The sequence below is a fragment of the Amycolatopsis sp. NPDC005232 genome, assembly GCF_040607795.1.
Taxonomy (GTDB): domain Bacteria; phylum Actinomycetota; class Actinomycetes; order Mycobacteriales; family Pseudonocardiaceae; genus Amycolatopsis.
On record NZ_JBEXHL010000014.1, the window covers coordinates 171,522 to 189,951 of the forward strand.

Sequence of the window (18,430 nt, forward strand, 5' to 3'; positions counted from 1 at the left end):
TTCCCGTTCCCATGCGCGGACGGTGAAGATCTGGCAACCAGTGCCACCCAAAACGCGTATCGGATTCATCTTTATGCGCTGACCTGCGCAGGAGCGTGCTACTAAAGCGGTATCCGGGTCACGACGTCCGCGTAGCGGTGCAGCACGGCGGCGGCCACGCGCGGGTCGGTGCCCAGCGGTTCGGCGACGAACACGGCGCGGTCGGCCTCGCGGGCGTGCACCGCGATGCGGTCCGGCAGCAAGCCGGGCGCGAGGAACCACGACGCGACGGCGATCCGCTGCACGCCCCGCGTCCGCAGCCGCGCCACGGCGGCGGGCACGTCGGGCTGCGCCGCGCTCGCGAACGCCTCCGTGACCGGCAGCCCCAGCTCGCCTTCCCAGCGGGCGGCCAGGTCGGCGACGGCCGCGTTGGCTCCGGCGTTCGACGAACCGACGGCGCTCACCACGACCCCGTCGCCGTGGCCAAGGCCGGCTCCGGACAGCCGGTCGAGCGCGACGCGTTCCAGCACCGGGTCGACGCCCAGGACGTCGGACACGCGCACGTCGAACCCCGGGCACTCCGCCCGGACCTCGGCCACGAGCGCGGGCAGGTCCACGCGTGCGTGGAACGCGCTGCCGAGCAGGAGCGGCACCACGACGGCGGCGCGGTGCCCCTGTGTGTAGAGGCGCCGCAGGACATCGGTGACCCGTGGTTCGGAGAGGTCCAGGAAGGACTCGTAGACCTCGATCCCCGGTGCCTGCGCGCGCACGCGCTCCACGAGCCCCCGCACGGTCGCGGCCGAGCGGGGGTCGCGGCTGCCGTGCGCGACGGGGACGAGAGGAGCTGTCACGGGAACCGTTCGCCGATCAGCCCGGCGGCGAGCGTGTCGCCGTCCTTCGGGTCGATGACGAGGAACGCGCCCGTGCGGGGGCTGTCGGTGTAGTCGTCCACGCCCAGCGGTTCGGCCAGGCGCAGCTCCACTCGGCCGATGTCGTTGAGGTCCAACGAGTCCGGATCGTCCACACTGGACAATGTCTGCTCGTCGAAGCGGGCGGTGAGCTCGGTGACGATCGCCTGGACCGTGCGCGTGCCGTGCTTCACGAGCACGCGCGCGCCCGGCTTGAGCTGCTTCGACGAGAGCCAGCACAGTGTCGCGGTGAGCTCGTCGGTGACGCGGGGCTGACGGTCGGCCGTGGCGATGAGGTCGCCGCGGGAGATGTCGAGGTCGTCGGCCAGCAGCAGGGTCACGGACGTGCCGGCGCCCGCCTCGTCCAGCGGCCCGTCGGCGGTGTCGATGCGCTCGACCGTGCTGCGCAGCCCGGCGGGCAGCACCACGATCTCGTCGCCCGGGCGGATGGTGCCGGCGGCGATCTGCCCGGCGTAGCCGCGGTAGTCGAGGTACTCGGGCGTGCGCGGCCGGATCACGTACTGCACCGGGAAGCGGAACGCCGCCTCGTGCGGGTCGGGCGCGGCGGGCACGGTCTCGAGGTGCTCCAGCAGCGTCGGGCCGTCGTACCAGGGGGTGCGCTCGGATGTGGTGGCGACGTTGTCGCCTTCCAGTGCGGAGACGGGGATGGTGACGACGGTGCCGTGGTCGTAGCCCAGGGATTCGGCGTGGGCGGCGAATTCCTTGGCGATCACGGAGAACGTCTCCTCGTCGTAGTCGACGAGGTCGATCTTGTTCACCGCCAACACCAGCCGCGGCACCCCCAACAGTGCGAGCACCGCGGCGTGGCGGCGGGTCTGTTCCACGACGCCCTTGCGCGCGTCGACCAGCAACACCGCCAGCTGCGCGGTCGAGGCACCGGTGACGGTGTTGCGCGTGTACTGCACATGCCCCGGCGTGTCGGCCAGCACGAACGAACGCCTCGGGGTGGCGAAGTAGCGGTAGGCGACGTCGATGGTGATGCCCTGCTCCCGCTCGGAACGCAGCCCGTCCACAAGCAGCGACAGGTCCGGAGTGGACAGTCCCTTGTCCACCGACGCGCGGGTGACGGCGTCGAGCTGGTCGGCCAGCACCGACTTCGTGTCATACAACAGCCGCCCGACCAGAGTGGACTTGCCGTCGTCGACGCTGCCCGCAGTGGCGAGCCTCAGCAGCGAACTCATCAGAAGTAGCCTTCCCGCTTGCGGTCTTCCATGGCCGCTTCCGACATCCGGTCATCCGCCCGGGTCGCACCACGCTCGGTCAGCCGCGACGCGGACACCTCGGCGATCACCTCCGCCACGGTCACTGCCGTCGACTCGATCGCACCCGTGCACGAGCCGTCGCCCACGGTGCGATAGCGCACCGACAGCTCCCGCACCTGTTCCTCGGCCCGGGGTCCGCCCCAGGGGCCTTCGGCCAGCCACATACCGTCGCGCTGATACACCTCGCGCCGGTGGGCATAGTAGATCGACGGAAGATCGACCTTCTCCCGCGCGATGTAGTTCCACACGTCCGCTTCGGTCCAGTTGGACAGCGGGAACACCCTCACCTGTTCACCGGGACGGTGCCGGCCGTTGTAGAGGTTCCACAGCTCCGGGCGCTGCCGACGCGGCTCCCACTGCCCGAAGGAGTTACGCAGACTGAAGATCCGCTCCTTCGCCCGCGCCCGCTCCTCGTCACGGCGGCCACCGCCGAACACCGCATCGAACTTGTTCGCCGCGATCGTGTCCAGCAACGGCGTCGTCTGCAACGGATTGCGCAGACCGTCGGCGCGCTCCTCGAGACGGCCGTCGTCGATCCACTCCTGCACCTTGGCCACCACCAGACGCAGCCCGTACTTCTCCACGACACGGTCGCGGAACTCGATCACCTCGTCGAAGTTGTGCCCGGTGTCCACGTGCAGCAACGGAAACGGCACCGGCGCCGGCCAGAACGCTTTGATCGCCAAATGCAGCAGCAGCGTCGAGTCCTTACCCCCGGAAAACAAGATCACCGGCCGGTCGAACTCACCCGCCACCTCACGGAAGATGTGAATGGCTTCGGACTCGAGGGCGGCCAGGTTGTCGCTTGCGATCGCGGTGGGGGCGTCCAGGGGGGCTTGCCCCCGGGCCGGGGTCTGGGGCTCGGCCCCAGAGGACACAGTCAGGGTGGTCATCGGTCCTTCTGTGTTCGCCATCAGCCGTGCAGTCCGCACTCGGTCTTCGACTGGCCGGCCCAGCGGCCGCTGCGCGGGTCCTGCCCGGCCTCGACCTTCGCCGTGCACGGCGCGCAGCCGATGGACAGATAACCCACCGACACCAACGGGTTTTCGAGCACGCCGTGGTCGTGGATGTAGCCGTTGAACTCGTCGTCGGTCCACGCGGCGAGCGGGTTGACCTTCACCAGGCCGTTGCGCTCGTCCCAGGTGACGATCGGGGTGTTCGCGCGCGTCGGCGCGTCCACACGGCGCACACCGGTGACCCACGCCGAGTACTTCGCCAGCGTGTCGCGCAGCGGCACGACCTTGCGCAGGAAACAGCACTGGGTGGCGTCGCGCTCGAAGAGGTTCTTGCCGTACTCGGCGTCCTGCTCGGCCACGCTCTGCTCGGCCTGCGCGTTGACGATCGTCACGTCGGGGTACACGGTCTGCACGGCGTCGCGCGTGCCGATCGTTTCCGGGAAGTGGTACCCGGTCTCGAGGAACAAAACGTCCACATCGGACTTGACCTGGGTGGCCAGGTCGATGAGCACGGCGTCCTGCATGTTCGACGCGACGATGAAGTCGTCGCCGAACTGCTCGACCGTCCAGCGCAGGGCTTCGGTCGCCGTGGCCTGGGCCAGCTCTTTCTCCGCGCGTTCGGCCAGGGTCCGGTAGTCAGCTGTGGCCGTCATCCGAGCGTCTCCTCCGGTAGGGACAGTCCGTGGAACTTCACCGAGAATCCGCGCCGGCACGCACCGCAGAGCCAGCCGCCGTCTTCGGCGGGGCGCAGGTCCTCGTCACCGCAGAACGGGCAATAGTAGGGCACCGCTCGTTCCGTCGAGGTCACTGCAGCAGGCTCTCGTCGGCGCGCCCGACCCACTGCGCGAAACGCTCGCCGGGCTCACGGCCGTCGAGGTAGGCGCGAACCACGCGCTCGACGTAGTCGACCAGCTCGTCGGCGACGACCTTGTGCCCCCGCAGCTTGCGGCCGAACCCGGCGTCGAGGCCGAGACCGCCGCCGAGGTGCACCTGGAACCCCTCGACCTGGCGGCCGTCGGCGTCGGTGACGATCTGGCCCTTGAGCCCGATGTCGGCGGTCTGGATGCGGGCGCACGAGTTGGGGCAGCCGTTGAGGTGCACGCTGACGGGGTTCTCCAGATCGCCCTGGACGTCGGCGAGGCGCTTCTCGAGGTCGGTCACCAGCGCCAGCGCGCGGGCTTTCGTCTCGACGATCGCGAGCTTGCAGAACTCCAGCCCGGTGCACGCCATCACGCTGCGCCGCCACGGCGAGGGCTTGGTGTGCAGGCCCAGCTCCTTCAGCTCCGTCTCCAGGCCCGGGACCTCGGCCTCGGGCACGTCGAGGACCACGAGCTTCTGCTGCGGGGTCAGGCGCACGCGCTGGGACCCTGCGCGTTCGGCGGCCTTGGCCACGGCCAGCAGCGTCTCGCCGTTCACGCGGCCGGCGACGGGCGCGGCGCCGACGTAGAACTTGCCGTCGACCTGCTTGTGCGCGCCGACATGGTCGATCGGGGCGGGCGGGACCTCGGGTGCGGGGCCGTCGAGCAGCGGGCGCTTGAGGTACTTCTCCTCCAGGACCTCGCGGAACTTCGCGGCGCCCCAGTCCTTGACCAGGAACTTGATGCGGGCGCGCGAGCGCAGGCGGCGGTAGCCGTAGTCGCGGAAGACGCTGATCACGCCTTCCCACACGTCCGGCACCTCGTCGCGCGGAACCCAGGCGCCGAGGCGCTGGCCGATCATCGGGTTGGTGGACAGGCCGCCGCCGACCCAGACGTCGAAGCCCGGGCCGTGCTCGGGGTGGTTAACGCCGACGAACGCGACGTCGTGGATCTCGTGCGCCACGTCCTGCTGACCCGACACGGCGGTCTTGAACTTGCGCGGCAGGTTCGCGTACTGCGGGTCGCCGATGTAGCGGCGCTTGATCTCCTCGATGGCGGGGGTGCCGTCGATGATCTCGTCGGCCGCGATCCCGGCGACGGGCGAGCCCAGGATCACGCGCGGGCTGTCGCCGCACGCCTCCATCGTGGTCATGCCCGCGTTCTCGAGCTTCTGCCAGATCGTGGGGACGTCCTCGATCCGGATCCAGTGGTACTGGATGTTCTGCCGGTCGGTGATGTCGGCGGTGCCGCGCGCGTGCGTCTGCGAGATCTCCGCCAGCACGGCGAGCTGCTGCGTGGTGAGCAGGCCGCCGTCGAGGCGCACGCGCATCATGAAGTAGCGGGCGTCCAGCTCTTCGGGCTCGAGCGTGGCCGTGCGGCCACCGTCGATGCCTTCCTTGCGCTGGGTGTAGAGGCCGAACCAGCGGAAGCGGCCGCGCAGGTCACCCGGGTCGATCGAGTCGAAGCCGCCACGGGCGTAGATGTTCTCGATGCGTGCGCGGGCGTTGAGCGGGTTATCGTCTTTCTTCGACCGCTCGTTGGGGTTCAGCGGCTCTCGGTAGCCGAGCGCCCACTGTCCCTCGCCGCGCTTCTGCCGCGGCCGGCTCTTCGCGGGGGTTTCGCGCGTGGGTGAGGCCATGAGGAGTCCTCCGGTTAGTGGCTCCGGGCGCCGTTCCGGTTGTGCCGCTTCGTGGCGGGCAACGGGGATCGCGGCGGGTCCGGCGCCTGCGGTCCAGATGTGGTGGGCTGGGGTCGGGCGTCGGGAGTCAGCGGGCAGGCCGGCAGAGCGCGCTCGCGACCCGCAGAAGGTCGACGTGGCGGCGCGCCACGAGAAGGACACCGGCAGGACTCACCGGCCCAGATAACCACGCCTTCAGAACGTGGTTCAAACGCGTCCGGATGGTGGGAGGGCCTTGTCGGGGGGCTTGCGCGTGGGTCGCCGGTGTGGGTGAGCGGGCTCGCTGCCTGCGGTTTTGCGGCGCGGCGTGGATGCTCTGGGCGGCTCCTCGGCCGTGGTTCGGGCCGGGTGGGGTGCCGGTGTGGTTCGTTCGGCCGCCGAACTTCCGCCCGGGTGGCCCGGGGCCGGGGGAACACCGGCTCAGGGCGAGGGACAATGGACGTCGTGCCTGACGTAGCCGAACTGCCTGCCGAGACCGGATTGCCCGAAAGCGCCCTGAAGGGGCTGGGGCGGCGGCCGTTCGGCGTCTACGTGCACGTGCCGTTCTGCGCGACGCGCTGCGGGTACTGCGACTTCAACACCTACACCGCCGGTGAGCTGGGGTCCGCGGCGTCGCCGAAGTCGTGGCTCGACGGGTTGCGCAGCGAGCTGGACCTGGCCGCGCGGGTGCTGGGGGAGCCGCCCGCGGCCGACACGGTGTTCGTGGGCGGGGGCACGCCGTCGTTGCTGGGGGCCGACGGGCTGGCGGAGGTGCTGGACGTCGTGCGCGGCGCGTTCGGGCTGGCGCCGGGCGCCGAGGTGACGACCGAGTCCAACCCCGAGTCGACCTCGCCGGAGTTCTTCGAGCGCATCCGGGCGGCCGGGTACACGCGGGTGTCGCTGGGGATGCAGTCGGCCGCGAAGCACGTGCTGCAGGTGCTCGACCGCGTGCACACGCCCGGCCGGCCCGTGGACGCCGCGCGCGAGGCCAGGGCCGCCGGGTTCGAGCACGTGAACCTCGACGTGATCTACGGCACCCCCGGCGAGCGCCCGGAGGACCTGCGGGCCTCGCTCGACGCCGTGCTGTCCGCGGGCGTGGACCACGTGTCGGCGTACGCGCTGATCGTGGAGGAGGGCACCGCCCTCGCCCGCCGCGTGCGCCGCGGCGAGCTGCCCGCGCCCGACGACGACGTGCTCGCCACCGATTACGAGATGATCGACTCCGTGCTCTCGGCCGCAGGCCTGCGCTGGTACGAGGTGTCCAACTGGGCCACGGACGACGCGGCCCGCTGCCGGCACAACCTCGGCTACTGGCAGGGCGGCGACTGGTGGGGCGCGGGCCCCGGCGCGCACAGCCACGTGGGCGGCGTGCGCTGGTGGAACGTCAAGCACCCGGCCAAGTACGCGTCGCGGCTTGCCGAGGGAAGCAGCCCGGAAGCCGGCCGTGAGCTGCTTACCGAATCCGACCGCCACCTCGAACGCATCATGCTCGAACTCCGTGTCGCGGAAGGACTCGCGCTCGACGCACTCGACGCCGGGGGCATCGCCGAAGCCCGTGCCGCGGCGGCGGAAGGACTCCTGGAACCGTCCGTTCTGGACAGTCGCGGCCGCGCCGTGCTGACGGACCGCGGGCGGCTGCTCGCCGACGGTGTGGTCCGGCGCCTGGCCGGCTGAATTTTCGCTCAGCGGGCATAAACCCGGCGGATGGTTCGTTGGTCGAAGTATCGACGAGCGAGGGAGTCGCGCATGCCGCAGGCGGTCAGGTACAGCGAACACGGCGGGATCGACGTCCTGCGGGTGGAAGAAGTCGCGCGTCCGGTGCCCGGCCCCGGCCAGGTGCTCGTGGAGGTCAGGGCCGCCGGGATCAACCCCGGTGAAGCCGCCATCCGCGAAGGCGTCTTCGCGCAGCAGTTCCCCTCGACGTTCCCGTCCGGGCAGGGCAGTGACCTCGCCGGCGTGGTCGCCGAGCTGGGTCCGAACGTCGAAGAGATCCAGGTCGGCGACGAGGTCATCGGCTTCGTGCACACGCGCGCCAGCCAGGCCGAGTTCGTGCTGGTCGACGCCGAAAACCTGACGCCGAAGCCCAGCGGCGTGTCGTGGGAAGCGGCGGGCGGGCTGTTCGTCGCCGGCACCACCGCATACGCCGCGGTGCGCGCGACCGGCCTGCACGAGGACGACACCCTCGTGGTGTCCGGTGCCGCGGGCGGCGTCGGCTCCCTGGTCGTGCAGCTGGCGAAGCTCACCGGCGCGACCGTGGTCGGGATCGCGAGCGAGGCCAACCACGCGTGGCTGAAGGAGCAGGACGTGCTCCCGGTGGCCTACGGCGAGGGCCTCGAAGAGCGGATCCGCGAGGTCGCCGAGGGCAAGGTCGACGCGTTCATCGACACCTACGGCGACGGGTACGTCGAGCTGGCGCTGCGCCTGGGTGTCTACACGGGACGGATCGACACCGTGATCGACTTCGCCGCCGCGCAGAAGTTCAACGTGAAGACCGACGGCAACATGGCCGCCGCGAGCGCCGAGGTCATGCGCGACCTCGCCGCGCTGGTGGACAAGGGCCTGCTCGAGGTGCCGGTCGCGGCCACGTACCCGCTGGCGCGGGTGCAGGACGCCTACCGCGAGCTGGAGCAGCGCCACACGCGCGGCAAGATCGTGCTCAAGCCCTGACGAGGCCCTGCAGTCCGCCCACGAACATCGCGAGGGCGAACTCGAAGCGGTCCTTGCTCGTCTCGCCGGTGAAGAACTGCCCGGACTGCAACAGGTTCGGGAACGCGCCGGCCGGCAGGGACCGCATGTAGTCGGCCATCTGACGGCCGCGTTCGGCGACTTCCGCCTCGTCGTAGTCGCCGAACGTCCAGCTGCTCGCCTCGTAGGCATAGGCCTTGGCGTACAAGCTCAACGCGTCGCCCGCGTACACCGCCTGTTTCAGATTCAGGCCCCCGGCGCGCAGGATCGCGAGCATCGCTTCGCCCTGGCGCAGCGAGTTCGGCGTGACGGGCACCGGCGTGTTCCACGCGACCTTGGCGATGCCCGGGTAGGCCACCATCGCGCGGACCTGCTGCCGCACCTGCTCTTTCACCTGCTCGGTCCAGTTTTCCGGATCCGGTTCCGGCACCGGCACGTCGCCGAGGACCGCGTCGAGCATGAGCTCGTCGAGCTCCTCCTTGTTGGCCACGTGTGCGTAGAGCGACGCGGGTCCGGTCTCCAGCTGCTGCGCGATCCGTCGCATCGACACGGCTTCGAAGCCCTCGGCGGCGAGCATCTGCAGCGCCGTCTTCACCACCAGATCCCGTGACAGCACCGGCTTTTCGGCGCGCCGGCGGGGGCTCGGGCTACGGCGCCACGGCGGGGGCGGGACGGTCATGGACAGCAGCCTAGACGAATCGGGCCTTGACTCGAACGGCGTTCGTCGATAGAACAGTGTTCGTTAAGGCGAACACCGTTCGACAAGGAGCTCACCATGACCGATCGAGAAGAAGTCCTCGCCGTGCTCAGCCGTCTCGCCGACGCGTGGAACAGCGGCGACGCCGCCGCGTACGCGAGCCTGTTCACCGAGGACGCCGACTACGTGACGTTCTTCGGGATGCAGCTGCCCGGTCGAGAGCTGATCGAGAGCTCGCACCGCGCGTTGTTCGAAGGGCCGCTGCGGGGTTCGACGATCGGGGGACCCGGCGACGCGTCGGTGCGCTTCCCGCGCGAGGACGTCGCGATCGTCGTGTCCGGCGGCGGTTCGGCGCTCGACGGGGGCGACGCCGTGGCCCAGGGGCGCGAGAGCACGGTGACGTTCGTGCTGGTCCGCTCGGAAGCGGGCTGGTTGATCACGGAATTCCAGAACACCCGGGTGAGCGATCCGCGCGCGGCGGCGTGACGAGTTTTGCCGGACGGCCGCGCTACGGTCTTGCCTGTGTTGATCCGTGATGTCCGACCCTGGGGCGGCGAGCGCAGCGACGTCGAGCTGACCGGCGACCGCATCGCGGCGGTCCGCCCGCACGACCCGGCGCCGGCACCCGGTGCTGTGGAGGGCCGGGGCCGGCTGCTGTTCCCGTCGTTCAGCGACGTCCACGTGCACCTGGATTCGACGCGGATCGGCCTGCCGTTCCGTCCCCACACCGGCGGCCCCGGCGTGTGGGCGATGATGACGAACGACCGCGAGAACTGGCGGTCGGCGGAGGTGCCGCTGCCGGAACGGGTGGCGGGCACGCTGGAGCGGATGATCGCCCACGGCACCACGCGGGTCCGCAGCTACGCCCAGGTCGACGTCGACTGCGGGCTGGAGAAGCTCGACGCCGTGCTGGCCGCGAAGGAGAAGTTCGCGGACCGGGCCGAGGTGCACGTGATGGCGTTCGCCCAGGCGGGGATCCTCCGCGAACCGGGCACGCTGGACGTCCTGGACGCAGCACTGCGGTCCGGCGCGACCGTGATCGGCGGCATTGATCCGTGCACGCTGGACCGCGACCCGAAGGGCCACCTGGACGCGGTGTTCGGCCTCGCGGAGAAGCACCAGGTCGAAGTGGACATCCACCTGCACGAGCCGGGCCACCTCGGCCTGTTCTCGACGGACCTGGTGCTCGAGCGCGTCCGGGCGCTGGACCTGCGCGGCAAGGTGACGATGTCGCACGCGTACGACCTGGGCTCGATTTCCGAGTCGGTGAGCCGCCGGGTGATCGACGACTTCGCCGAGCTGGACGTCGCGATGACCACGGTGGCGCCGTCTTCCGCCGGACAGCTTTCCTTGCTGGACCTCGTTTCCGCCGGCGTGCGGATCGGCCTGGGGGAGGACGGGCAGCGTGACTACTGGAGCCCGTACGGCAACTGCGATCTGCTGGACCGGACCTGGCAGCTGGCGTTCACGCGCGGGTTCCGCCGGGACGACCACGTCGAGCTGGCCTTGGCCGTGGCGACGATGGGCGGGGCGTCGATCATGAGCCACGACGTGTCCCGCCTGGCCGGGGTGTCGGACCGCCCGGGGCTCGCGGCGGGCGACCGGGCGGACCTCGTCCTGGTGGACGGGGAGACGCCGACGAGCGCGGTGATGGACCGCGGCCGGGACCGGACCGTGCTGCACGACGGCGTGGTGGTGGCCGACGGGCTCGCCGTTCTCTGACCTGCGGCGTGACCAGTGCCGCTGGTCGGGACCGGGGGCGGGCGCGTACGGTGGGAGCAAGATTAGGTAAGCCTTAGTGATTGGGTGGTGTCCGATGGCCGATGCTCCGGCGCGCAAGGGGAACCCGGGCGTGCGCTTGTCGGTTCTGCGCAAGGAGAACCTGACCCCGCACATGATCCGGATCGTGGCCGGGGGCGAAGGCCTGCGCGATTTCCAGCCCAACGCGTTCACCGACGCGTATGTGAAGGTGATCTTCAAGGTGCCGGGCGTCGAGTACCCGGAGCCGTTCGACCTGCAGCGCATCCGCGCGGAACTGCCGCGTGAGCAGTGCCCGCGGATGCGCTCGTACACCGTGCGGTCCTACGACGCATCGGCCGGCGAGCTAGTGCTCGACTTCGTGGTGCACGGCGACGAGGGGCTGGCCGGCCCGTGGGCGATGCGGGCGCAGCCGGGCGACGAGCTGCTGCTCTCGGGCCCCGGTGGCGTGTATGCGCCGCGCGCCGACGCGGGCTGGCACCTGCTCGTGGGCGACGAAGCCGCGCTGCCGGCCATCGCCGCGTCGCTGGAGGTCATGCCGGCCGGTGCCCGGGCGCACGTCTTCCTGCTCGTGTCCGACGCTTCGGAGGAGCAGCCGCTGGTGACGAAGGCCGACGCGCAGATCACGTGGCTGCACCGGTCGTCCGGCGCGGACCTCGCGGCCGCCGTGAAGGCGCTGCCGTGGCCGGCGGAGGACGTGCACGCGTTCGTCCACGGCGAGGCCGGGTTCGTGCGCGAGTTGCGGCGCTACCTGTTCGCCGAGCGCGGTGTGCCGAAGGAGTCGGTGTCGATCTCCGGGTACTGGCGCGAGGGCAAGAACGACGAGGCGTGGCGCGAGGAGAAGGCGGCCGAGCGGGCGCGCGAAAGGGCGTAATGTCGCCGGCATGAACCTGGAGACCGACCCGTCTTCGGCGGGGTTCGACGCTGACCGTCTGAAGCGGATCGACCGGCTGTTCGACGCCTATGTGGACGACGGGCGGCTGCCCGGTTACCTCGCGGTGGTGAGCAGGCACGGGCGCATCGTCCACGTCGCTTCCCACGGCAAGCGGGACGTCGAATCGGGCGCCCCCGTGGAGCACGACACCCTCTGGCGCATCTTCTCGATGACCAAGCCGATCACCTCGGTGGCGGCGATGACCTTCGTCGAGGAAGGCGCCATCGACCTCGACGACCCGATTTCCCGCTGGCTGCCGGAGTTCGCGGCGCCGCAGGTGTACGTGAAGGGCTCGGCGCTGAGTCCGATGACGGTGCGGGCGACCGAGCCCATTCGCCTGTGGCACCTGCTCACCCACACCAGCGGCCTGACCTACGGCTTCCACCACACACACCCCATCGACGCGATCTACCGCGCGGCGGGCTTCGAATGGGGCACCCCGCCCGGTCTGGACCTGGCCGCCGCGACCCGCGCCCTGGCCGAGTTCCCGCTCGTCTTCCAGCCGGGCAGCGAATGGAACTACTCGGTGTCCACGGACGTCCTCGGCCGCCTCGTGGAGGTGCTCGCGGGCAAGCCCTTGGACGAGGTCTTCGCGGAGCGGATCTTCGGGCCGCTGGGCATGACGGACACGGGCTTCTTCACCAAGGACACGGACCGGCTGGCGGCTCTTTATGTCGCGCATCCGCGCACCAAGCTGCCCACCCGGAACGAGGCTTTCGGCTCCATCGGCGTTGCGCGCCCGGACTCGTTCTCAGGCGGCGGCGGGCTCGTGTCCACCGCCGCCGACTACCACCGCTTCACACAGATGCTGCTGCGCGGCGGCGCTCTGGACGGCGCGCGGATCCTGGGGCCGCGGACGGTGTCGATGATGGCGAGCAACCACCTGCCGGGCCACGTCGACCTGGAGTCCTACGGGCGGCCGTTGTTCGCGGAGATGCCGTTCGACGGCTTCGGGTTCGGCCTGGGCTTCTCGGTGCTGGAGGACCCGGTGAAGGCGAAGACCCTGTCGAGCGCCGGCGAGTACGCGTGGGGCGGGGCCGCGTCGACCGCGTTCTGGGTGGATCCGGACGAGGATCTGACGGTGGCGTTCTACACGCAGCTGCTGCCGTCGAGCACACATCCGATCCGGCAGCAGTTGCGGCAGTTGGTGTATCAAGCGCTGGTCGACTGACCGGCGTTCTTTGACCGGCGTCGGGCCTCGACCTGGTTCACTCTCCCCGCACCGGTTCGCGACTTGCCGGCGGGCCGCTTCGGCGCCCCGCCGGCAAACCGCGGGTTGGCTGGGTCACTGGGCGAAGTCCCACCGCGTCGCGCCATGAGGCTCGGCCGTCGCGACGCCCACGGCGGTGCGCAGGTCCAGACGGTAGACGTACCAAGGCGGCGGACCCGCGCTCGGCGCGCTGTACGGCGCGGTGAAGGTGTCCCCGTCGGCGGTGACCGGCCAGCCGTTGGCGTGGTAGACGGCGGCGAGGCGGGCGACGGTGGTGGCGTCGGTGACGCGGCCGGCGAAGCCTTCCAACGTCAAGTCGATGCCCTGCAAGCGGACGCCCACACTGCAGGACGCACGGGATGCCACGAGACGCGACTTCAGGGTGCCCGGACCGCTGGTGAAGTACAGGGCGTCGGAGTCCCAGATGGCGCCCACACCGGCCGTGTGGGGACGGCCGTCGGGGCGGACGGTGGTGAGGAAGAAGGTCAGGTCGGCGCTCGGCGAAGGGATGAGGGCGTCGCGGGCGCGGCTCCAGGGGAGTTCGGCGTGGCCGTAGATGTCCAGGTTTCGGGTGCGTTGGGGTTCAGTCATGTCAACGCGTCGAACGGCGACACCGAGAATCGACAGCCCTAAGCCGTGAGCTCGCCGACGACCTGTCCGCCGTACGCGGCGAGCGTCTTCTCGCGTTCGTCGTGCATCAGGTAGAGGGCGAACTGGTTCACGCCCAGCTCAGCGAGCTCCTGCAGGCGCGCGATGTGCGCGGGGGCGGGCCCGAGCAGGCAGAACCGGTCGACGATCTCGTCCGGCACGAAGTCGGTGGACGGGTTGCCGGCGCGGCCGTGGTGGCTGTAGTCGTAGCCGGTGCGGGCGCGGATGTAGTCGGTGAGCTCGTGTGGCACCGGGCCGGAATCGCCGTAGCGCGCGACGAGGTCCGCGACGTGGTTGCCGACCATGCCGCCGAACCAGCGCAGCTGCTCGCGCTGGTGGGCGAGGTCTTCGCCGACGTACGCGGGCGCGGCCACGCAGATCGTGATGCCACCCGGGTCGCGCCCGGCGGCGCGCGCGGCCTCACGCACCGCGCCGATCGTCCAGCGCGCGATGGCCGGGTCGGCGCACTGGAGGATGAAGCCGTCGGCGTGCTCGCCCACGGTCTTCAGCGCCTTCGGCCCGTACCCGGCCATCCACATCTCCAACCGCCCGTTGCGAATCCACGGGATGCGCACGGCCGTGTCGTTCATCGTGACCTCGCGCCCCTCGGCGAGGTCGCGCACCACGCGCATGCAGTCGCGCACCGTGGCCAAAGTGGACGGTGGGTTGCCGACGACGCGATGCGCCGAGTCGCCGCGGCCGATGCCGCACACCGTGCGGTTGCCGTACATGTCGTTGAGCGTGGCGAAGGTCGACGCCATCACCGACCAGTCGCGCGTGGCCGGCGAGGTGACCATCGGCCCCACCACCAGCGACGACGTCTCCGCCAGGATCCGTGAGTAGATCACGAACGGTTCCTGCCACAGCACGCACGAGTCGAACGTCCAGCCGTATCGGAACCCCTGGTCCTCCGCGGCCTTCATCAGCCGCACGACGTCCGACGCCGGCGGGTCCGTCTGCAGCACGATCCCGAAATCCAAGGCGCACTCCCTAACGAAGGTACTGATTCAGCCCACGGGACAAGAACTGACCGTGCCCGGCAGACCCACTGAAGCCCGAAGGCGACACCACGACCCGGCCCCGCGACAGGACAGTGTGGACCTTCCCGGTGAGGGAAAACCCTTCATATGCCGAGTAATCCACGTTCATGTGGTGCGTCGAAGCCGACAACGTCTGCGTCGCCGCGGGATCGTAGACCACGATGTCCGCGTCGGACCCGGCCGCGATCACACCCTTGCGCGGGTACAGCCCGAACATCCGCGCCGGCGTCGCCGAACACGTCTCGACCCAGCGGCCCAGCGTGATCTCGCCTGCGACCACGCCCTGGTGCAGCAGATCCATCCGGTGCTCGACGCCCGGCATCCCGTTGGGGATGGCGCGGAAGTCGTCGCGGCCGAGCTCCTTCTGGTCCTTGAAGCAGAACGGGCAGTGGTCCGTGGACACCACCGACAGGTCGTTGGTCCGCAGTCCGCGCCACAGGTCCGCCTGGTGCGACTTGTCCCGCAACGGCGGCGACGCCACGAACTTGGCGCCCTCGAAGCCCGGCCGCGCCAGGTCCTCGATGGACAGGTACAGGTACTGCGGACACGTCTCGGCGAACACGTTCTGCCCGTCGCTGCGCGCCTCCGCCACGGCCGCGAGCGCTTGCGACGCCGAGAGGTGCACGATGTAGAGCGGCGCGCCCGTCACGGCCGCGAGCGTGATGGCCCGCGACGTCGCCTCGGCCTCCAGCTGCGGCGGCCGCGTGAGGCCGTGCTGCAACGGGTCGACGTTGCCCGCCGCCACCGCCTGCGCGGCCAGCTGGTCGATCGCGATGCCGTTCTCCGCGTGCATCATGATCGTCGCGCCGACCTCACGCGCTTGCTGCATCGCGAGCAGGATCTCGCCGTCGGTCGAGTAGAACACGCCCGGGTAGGCCATGAACATCTTGAACGAACCGACGCCCGCGTCCACACAGGACTGCATTTCCTTCAGCGTGGAGTCGTTCACGTCCGACATGATCATGTGGAACCCGTAGTCGATCGCGCAGTTGCCGTCGGCCTTCGAGTGCCACTTGTCCAGTGTGGACTGCAACGACGTGCCCTTGGCCTGCACGGCGAAGTCGATGATCGTGGTCGTCCCGCCCCACGCCGCGGCGGTGGTGCCGGTCTCGAACGTGTCCACCGAGTGCGTGCCGCCGAACGGCATCTCCATGTGCGTGTGCGCGTCGATCCCGCCGGGCAGCACGTACTTTCCGGTGGCGTCGATCGTCTCGTCGGCGCTGAGCACGCCGGGCGCGGCGACGGCGGCGATGCGCTCGCCGTCCACCAGCACGTCGGCGAGCACGGCGCCCGACGGCGAGACGACCTGGCCCCCCTGGATAAGCGTGGTCATCAGGCCTCCGTCAGGGGTCCGTAGCTGTCCGGGCGGCGGTCGCGGTAGAACGCCCACAGGTCGCGCACCTCGGCGAGGCGGCCCATGTCGAGGTCGCGCACCACGATCTCCTCCTCGGTGTCCGACGCGGGGTCGCCCACGAGCTGCCCGCGCGGGTCCGCGAAGTACGACTGGCCGTAGAAGTCGTTGTCGCCCAGGGGTTCCACGCCGACGCGGTTGATCGTGCCCACGAAGTACTCGTTCGCCACCGCGGCCGCCGGCTGCTCCAGGCGCCACAGGTACTCCGACAGGCCGCGGCTGGTCGCCGACGGGTTGAACACGATCTTCGCCCCCGCCAGGCCCAGCGCGCGCCAGCCCTCGGGGAAGTGGCGCTCGTAACAGATGTAGACGCCGATGCGGCCCACCGCCGTGTCGAACACCGGGTAGCCCATGTTCCCGGGCCGGAAGTAGAACTTCTCCCAGAACCCCTTCACCTGCGGGATGTGGTTCTTGCGGTGCTTGCCCAGGTACTTGCCGTCCGCGTCGATCACCGCCGCGGTGTTGTAGTAGACGCCCGGCTGCTCCTGCTCGTACATCGGCACCACCAGCACCACGCCGTGGCGCTCGGCCACTTCCTGCATGAGCTTCGTGGTCGGCCCGTCGGGGATGCCCTCGGTGTAGGAGTAGTAGTCGGCGTCCTGGATCTGGCAGAAGTACGGGCCGTAGAACAGCTCCTGCAGGCACACGACCTGGGCGCCCTGCGAGGCCGCCTTGCCGATGGCGTCGACGGCGTTGGCGATCATCGAGTCCTTGTCACCCGTCCACCGCTGCTGGATCAATCCGGCTCGAACCAGGTCGCTCACTTGTCTCCTCCTTCTTCTTCAGGGGCAGGGCGAGCAGCACGTACACGAGGAATGCGCTGGCGAAGCCGATCGCCCAGTTGTAGTCGTAGAGCGGTTTGAGGAACGGGATGAGACCGTCCGCGGGGAACGGTCCGCCGTAGGCTCCGCCGACCGCGAGCACGGCGCCCACCAGCGTCGCGACGAGGGCACGCCAGTTCCAGCCGCCGCGGAACCAGTAGATCCCGTCGCGGGTGTAAAGGTCGCGCAGCCGAAGCCGCGTCCGGTTGACCACCCAGTAGCCGGCCACGAGCACACCGGCGACGGCGCCGAGCAGGCCGCCGTAGAACCCGAGCCACGCGAAGATGTAGATGCTCGGGTCGGAGTAGAGCCGCCACGGCTGGATCGCGATGCCCAGGATGCCCGTGATCAGGCCGCCGATCGCAAAAGTGATGCGCTTCGGGAAGGCGTTGGAGAAGTCGTAGGACGGGCTCACGACGTTGGCCGCCAGGTTCGCCGAGATCGTGGCCAGCACCAGTGCCACCAGCGCCACGACCACCACGACCGGGCTCGCGAAGCGGTCGGCGAGCTGAGCGGGGTCCCAGATGTCCTCGCCGTAGAGCACGTGCCCGCCCGACGTCGTGAGAATCGCGACGATCGCGATGAACGTCATCGTGGTCGGCAGGCCCAGGATCTGCCCGCGCACCTGCTTGCGCTGGCTGCCGCCGAAGCGCGTGAAGTCCGGCATGTTGAGCGAGAGGGTGGACCAGAACGCGATCATCGCCATGAGCGACGGCGCGAACACCTTCCAGAAGTCCCTGCCCCAGCCGAGCTTGCCGCCGTCTTCGAGGATCGGGCCCAGACCACCGGCCTTGACGAGCACGTAGCCGAGCAGGATGAGGAACCCGACCGACACGAGCGGGGCCGTCCAGTTCTCGAACTTGCGCACCGCATCCATGCCGCGCCAGATGATCAGCATCTGCACGATCCAGAACACGGCGAAGCTCAGCCACAGCGTCCAGTGCTGGCCCCACACCACCGTCGCGTCGCGCCACCCGGAACCGGCGAGGCGCCCGATGATCACGTAGATCGCCTCGCCGCCCACCCACGTCTGGATGCCGAACCAGCCGCACGCGATGAACGCGCGCAGCAGCGCGGCCAGGTTCGCGCCGCGCAGGCCGTAGAACGCGCGGGCGAACACCGGGAACGGGATGCCGTACTTCGTGCCGGCGTGGCTGTTGAGCAGCATCGGCGCGAGCACCACGATGTTGCCGATGGTGATCGTGATGAGCGCCTGGACCCAGTTCATGCCGAGCGCGATGAGCGACGCGGCCAGGGCGTAGCTGGGGATGTTGTGCGCCATCCCCATCCAGAGCGCGAAGTAGTTGTACGTGGTCCAGGTGCGTTTGGCGACGGGGACGGGGGCCAGTTCCTCGTTGAAGAACCGGCTGCCCGCGAGGGACCGCACATCGGCGAGTTCCACGCGGCCGTCGGCGTGTTCGCGTGTCGTCGGCTCCATTGCGGAATCCTGCGCGCCGGTCGAGGGCGGGTGGCAGAGGCAGACTGTTCACTCTTCGCGTGCGCTCGGCGCAGACTGTCGATTGCGTTTCGGCGCACGGCAGTGCATGACGTGCGTCACAATCTGCTCGTATCTTCGGTGCAAAGTG

19 protein-coding genes are annotated in these 18,430 nt (G+C 70.0%); 6 read left to right on the plus strand and 13 right to left on the minus strand.

Features of this window, described 5'->3' with window-relative positions; translation table 11 throughout:
• Window positions 1-101: 101 nt before the first annotated feature.
• From ABZU76_RS26320 to ABZU76_RS26350, 7 genes are all read right to left on the minus strand, one after another.
• Entirely contained in the window at window positions 102-830 is a 729-nt protein-coding gene (locus tag ABZU76_RS26320) for a sirohydrochlorin chelatase (protein ID WP_354874035.1), read from the minus strand.
• Window positions 827-2,089, minus strand: a complete 1,263-nt coding sequence (locus ABZU76_RS26325; RefSeq protein ID WP_354874037.1) for a GTP-binding protein — start codon at window positions 2,087-2,089, stop codon at window positions 827-829. The genes ABZU76_RS26320 and ABZU76_RS26325 overlap by 4 nt, the downstream gene beginning before the upstream one ends.
• Window positions 2,089-3,171, minus strand: a complete 1,083-nt coding sequence (gene cysD, locus ABZU76_RS26330; protein ID WP_354874039.1) for a sulfate adenylyltransferase subunit CysD — start codon at window positions 3,169-3,171, stop codon at window positions 2,089-2,091. The genes ABZU76_RS26325 and cysD overlap by 1 nt, the downstream gene beginning before the upstream one ends.
• The gene (locus ABZU76_RS26335) at window positions 3,084-3,779 is read right to left on the minus strand and encodes a phosphoadenylyl-sulfate reductase (protein ID WP_354874041.1); all 696 of its coding nucleotides are present in this window, start codon (window positions 3,777-3,779) and stop codon (window positions 3,084-3,086) included. Before ABZU76_RS26335 ends, cysD begins: the two co-directional genes overlap by 88 nt.
• Complete coding sequence (locus ABZU76_RS26340) at window positions 3,776-3,934, minus strand: Insertion element protein (RefSeq protein ID WP_354874043.1); 159 nt, start codon at window positions 3,932-3,934, stop codon at window positions 3,776-3,778. The genes ABZU76_RS26335 and ABZU76_RS26340 overlap by 4 nt, the downstream gene beginning before the upstream one ends.
• Complete coding sequence (locus ABZU76_RS26345; RefSeq protein ID WP_354874045.1) at window positions 3,931-5,622, minus strand: nitrite/sulfite reductase; 1,692 nt, start codon at window positions 5,620-5,622, stop codon at window positions 3,931-3,933. The genes ABZU76_RS26340 and ABZU76_RS26345 overlap by 4 nt, the downstream gene beginning before the upstream one ends.
• 127 nt (window positions 5,623-5,749) lie before the next feature.
• Window positions 5,750-5,836, minus strand: a complete 87-nt coding sequence (locus tag ABZU76_RS26350; RefSeq protein WP_354874210.1) for a putative leader peptide — start codon at window positions 5,834-5,836, stop codon at window positions 5,750-5,752.
• Window positions 5,837-6,105: 269 nt separating this feature from the next.
• Between ABZU76_RS26350 and hemW the strand changes: the two genes are divergently transcribed.
• Window positions 6,106-7,314 carry a radical SAM family heme chaperone HemW gene (gene hemW / locus ABZU76_RS26355; RefSeq protein WP_354874047.1) on the plus strand — a complete coding sequence of 403 codons (1,209 nt, stop codon included), beginning with the start codon at window positions 6,106-6,108 and terminating at the stop codon, window positions 7,312-7,314.
• A 72-nt stretch (window positions 7,315-7,386) separates the two neighbouring features.
• A complete protein-coding gene (locus ABZU76_RS26360; protein ID WP_354874049.1) occupies window positions 7,387-8,307 on the plus strand; it encodes an NADP-dependent oxidoreductase in 921 nt (306 codons plus the stop codon).
• Here ABZU76_RS26360 and ABZU76_RS26365 read toward each other — a convergent pair.
• On the minus strand, window positions 8,297-9,004 hold the full coding sequence (locus ABZU76_RS26365) for a TetR/AcrR family transcriptional regulator (RefSeq protein ID WP_354874051.1): 708 nt from the start codon (window positions 9,002-9,004) through the stop codon (window positions 8,297-8,299). The two genes, ABZU76_RS26360 and ABZU76_RS26365, sit on opposite strands and share 11 nt — an antisense overlap.
• A 96-nt stretch (window positions 9,005-9,100) precedes the next feature.
• Here ABZU76_RS26365 and ABZU76_RS26370 point away from each other — a divergent pair, with 96 nt between their 5' ends.
• The 4 genes from ABZU76_RS26370 to ABZU76_RS26385 all read left to right on the plus strand — a co-directional run bounded on the left by ABZU76_RS26370 (window position 9,101) and on the right by ABZU76_RS26385 (window position 12,885).
• The gene (locus tag ABZU76_RS26370) at window positions 9,101-9,508 is read left to right on the plus strand and encodes an SgcJ/EcaC family oxidoreductase (RefSeq protein ID WP_354874053.1); all 408 of its coding nucleotides are present in this window, start codon (window positions 9,101-9,103) and stop codon (window positions 9,506-9,508) included.
• 36 nt (window positions 9,509-9,544) lie between these two features.
• Window positions 9,545-10,744: an amidohydrolase family protein gene (locus ABZU76_RS26375; RefSeq protein ID WP_354874055.1), complete on the plus strand. Its 1,200-nt coding sequence runs from the start codon at window positions 9,545-9,547 to the stop codon at window positions 10,742-10,744.
• Between the two features lie 94 nt (window positions 10,745-10,838).
• Window positions 10,839-11,654, plus strand: a complete 816-nt coding sequence (locus ABZU76_RS26380) for a siderophore-interacting protein (protein WP_354874057.1) — start codon at window positions 10,839-10,841, stop codon at window positions 11,652-11,654.
• Between the two features lie 10 nt (window positions 11,655-11,664).
• Window positions 11,665-12,885 (plus strand): serine hydrolase domain-containing protein, encoded by a 1,221-nt coding sequence (locus ABZU76_RS26385; protein ID WP_354874059.1) that lies wholly within the window; start codon window positions 11,665-11,667, stop codon window positions 12,883-12,885.
• A gap of 114 nt (window positions 12,886-12,999) precedes the next feature.
• Here ABZU76_RS26385 and ABZU76_RS26390 read toward each other — a convergent pair whose 3' ends face one another.
• From ABZU76_RS26390 to ABZU76_RS26410, 5 genes are read right to left on the minus strand one after another with little or no spacing between them, the layout of a single operon-like run.
• Window positions 13,000-13,515 (minus strand): pyridoxamine 5'-phosphate oxidase family protein, encoded by a 516-nt coding sequence (locus ABZU76_RS26390; RefSeq protein ID WP_354874061.1) that lies wholly within the window; start codon window positions 13,513-13,515, stop codon window positions 13,000-13,002.
• Window positions 13,516-13,553: 38 nt separating this feature from the next.
• Window positions 13,554-14,552, minus strand: coding sequence for a TIGR03842 family LLM class F420-dependent oxidoreductase (locus ABZU76_RS26395; protein ID WP_220242808.1), 999 nt, complete (start codon window positions 14,550-14,552; stop codon window positions 13,554-13,556).
• 10 nt (window positions 14,553-14,562) lie between these two features.
• Window positions 14,563-15,945 (minus strand): dihydropyrimidinase, encoded by a 1,383-nt coding sequence (gene hydA, locus ABZU76_RS26400; RefSeq protein ID WP_354874063.1) that lies wholly within the window; start codon window positions 15,943-15,945, stop codon window positions 14,563-14,565.
• Window positions 15,945-16,787 carry a nitrilase-related carbon-nitrogen hydrolase gene (locus tag ABZU76_RS26405; RefSeq protein WP_354874065.1) on the minus strand — a complete coding sequence of 281 codons (843 nt, stop codon included), beginning with the start codon at window positions 16,785-16,787 and terminating at the stop codon, window positions 15,945-15,947. The genes hydA and ABZU76_RS26405 overlap by 1 nt, the downstream gene beginning before the upstream one ends.
• Complete coding sequence (locus tag ABZU76_RS26410; protein WP_354874067.1) at window positions 16,738-18,282, minus strand: NCS1 family nucleobase:cation symporter-1; 1,545 nt, start codon at window positions 18,280-18,282, stop codon at window positions 16,738-16,740. The genes ABZU76_RS26405 and ABZU76_RS26410 overlap by 50 nt, the downstream gene beginning before the upstream one ends.
• Window positions 18,283-18,430: the final 148 nt, after the last annotated feature.

Excerpts from the sequence above, each read along its gene's own strand:
- ABZU76_RS26325 (WP_354874037.1), bottom strand. The coding sequence starts at position 2,089 with ATGAGTTCGCTGCTGAGGCTCGCCACTGCGGGCAGCGTCGACGACGGC.
- ABZU76_RS26390 (WP_354874061.1), bottom strand. The coding sequence starts at position 13,515 with ATGACTGAACCCCAACGCACCCGAAACCTGGACATCTACGGCCACGCC.
- ABZU76_RS26335 (WP_354874041.1), bottom strand. The coding sequence starts at position 3,779 with ATGACGGCCACAGCTGACTACCGGACCCTGGCCGAACGCGCGGAGAAA.
- hydA (WP_354874063.1), bottom strand. The coding sequence starts at position 15,945 with ATGACCACGCTTATCCAGGGGGGCCAGGTCGTCTCGCCGTCGGGCGCC.
- ABZU76_RS26370 (WP_354874053.1), top strand. The coding sequence starts at position 9,101 with ATGACCGATCGAGAAGAAGTCCTCGCCGTGCTCAGCCGTCTCGCCGAC.
- ABZU76_RS26360 (WP_354874049.1), top strand. The coding sequence starts at position 7,387 with ATGCCGCAGGCGGTCAGGTACAGCGAACACGGCGGGATCGACGTCCTG.
- ABZU76_RS26365 (WP_354874051.1), bottom strand. The coding sequence starts at position 9,004 with ATGACCGTCCCGCCCCCGCCGTGGCGCCGTAGCCCGAGCCCCCGCCGG.
- ABZU76_RS26345 (WP_354874045.1), bottom strand. The coding sequence starts at position 5,622 with ATGGCCTCACCCACGCGCGAAACCCCCGCGAAGAGCCGGCCGCGGCAG.
- ABZU76_RS26385 (WP_354874059.1), top strand. The coding sequence starts at position 11,665 with ATGAACCTGGAGACCGACCCGTCTTCGGCGGGGTTCGACGCTGACCGT.
- ABZU76_RS26410 (WP_354874067.1), bottom strand. The coding sequence starts at position 18,282 with ATGGAGCCGACGACACGCGAACACGCCGACGGCCGCGTGGAACTCGCC.
- ABZU76_RS26380 (WP_354874057.1), top strand. The coding sequence starts at position 10,839 with ATGGCCGATGCTCCGGCGCGCAAGGGGAACCCGGGCGTGCGCTTGTCG.